Origin of the sequence: Duganella sp. BJB476, from assembly GCF_003416895.1 — a bacterium.
Lineage (GTDB): Bacteria > Pseudomonadota > Gammaproteobacteria > Burkholderiales > Burkholderiaceae_D > Rugamonas.
In genome coordinates this window covers 1-792 of record NZ_QVIO01000029.1, presented here as the reverse complement: position 1 = coordinate 792, position 792 = coordinate 1, and the positions used below count along the sequence as shown (strand labels likewise).

Genomic DNA, 792 nt, shown 5'->3' with positions numbered 1-792 from the left:
ACTGTAAGCTGGCGGAGAACCGGATGCTGGCCAACATGGTCACCAGCAAGCTCCAATTGCAGTGGTCGCCTGAACAGGTTGCTGGATGGCTGAGGCAACTGTTCCCGAGCTACGAGGAGTACCACGTGTCGCACGAGACGATTTATCGCAGCCTTTACATTCAGGCGCGCGGCGCCTTGAAGAAGGAACTCCTTGAGCATTTGAGGCGGTCACGGGCCATGCGTCGCTCCCGCCATCACACTCAGAAGACCAACAACCACGGCCGGATCAAGGATGCGGTATCGATCAGCGAACGACCCGCAGCGGCCGAGGACCGCGCAGTGCCGGGGCACTGGGAAGGCGATCTGCTGTTCGGCAGCCACAACAGCCAGATCGCCACCCTTGTCGAGCGCCAGACACGTTACGTTATGCTGGTAAAAGTGGCGGGCAAGGATACCGAGACCGTCGTCAACGCGCTGATCGAGAACGCGCGCAGATTGCCTCACGAACTGTATAAATCGCTGACGTGGGATCGCGGCAAAGAAATGGCAGCCCACAAACGTTTCACGCTGGCCACCGACATTCAGGTCTATTTTTGTGATCCGCAAAATCCCTGGCAGCGCGGGTCGAATGAAAATACCAATGGGTTGTTGCGGCAGTATTTTCCAAAGGGACTGGACCTGTCGACCTATTCGCAGGATAAACTAGACGAAGTTGCCAGAAGGTTGAACGAACGCCCTAGGAAGACGCTCGACTACCAGACACCGGCTCAACGATTTGACCGATGTGTTGCGTTGACCGATTGAATCCACA

At 56.6% G+C, this 792-nt stretch carries 1 protein-coding gene; it reads left to right on the top strand.

The genetic code is table 11. The features are described 5' to 3' along the window. Positions 1–785, top strand: a 785-nt coding sequence (locus D0T21_RS31495; protein WP_116994606.1) for an IS30 family transposase, incomplete at its 5' end; no start/stop codon positions are given. Positions 786–792: the final 7 nt, after the last annotated feature.